The following is a 551-nucleotide window of genomic DNA, read 5'->3' as shown; positions in this document are numbered from 1 at the left end:
TCGGTGTGGTGGAGTCGCTGACGGGGGAGCGGCTGGCGGGTGTGCTGCGTCCGAAGGTGGACGCGGCCTGGCACCTGGACGAGGCGATCAAGGACCTTGACCTCACCGCCTTCGTGGTCTTCTCGTCGGTGGCGGGGACGTTCGGCAGCGCGGGTCAGTCGGCTTATGCGGCGGGGAACGCGTTCCTGGACGGTCTGGTGCGTCGTCGGCGTGCGTCGGGGCTGCCGGCGGTGTCGCTGGTGTGGGGTCCGTGGTCGCAGGACGCGGGCATGACCCAGACGCTGTCGGAGACCGACCACCGCCGCATCGCCCGCTCCGGTATGCCTCCGCTGCCCCCCGCACTCGGCACCGAGCTCATGGACGCCGCGCTGGCCGGCGACGAACCCGTCGTCCTGCCCGTGCGTCTCGACCTGGCAGCCCTCCGTGCCGAGGAAGAGGTGCCCGCTCTCCTGCGTGGTCTGGTGCGGGTGCGGGCGCGGCGGTCGGTTGCCGGTGGTTCGGTGGCGGCGGCCGGTCTGGTGCAGCGGTTGGAGGGTCTGGGCCGGGACGAG

The 551-nt window shown here is 72.8% G+C and carries 1 protein-coding gene; it reads left to right on the top strand.

Going from position 1 to position 551, the window contains the following annotated elements:
• Window positions 1–551 (top strand): KR domain-containing protein (locus ADK41_RS05890; protein WP_159043942.1); only part of this gene is annotated, 551 nt, incomplete at both ends.

The sequence above is a fragment of the Streptomyces caelestis genome (assembly GCF_001279005.1).
Lineage (GTDB): Bacteria > Actinomycetota > Actinomycetes > Streptomycetales > Streptomycetaceae > Streptomyces > Streptomyces heliomycini.
Note: the sequence above shows the minus strand (reverse complement) of the source record. Positions and strands in the feature narration are given on the sequence as shown.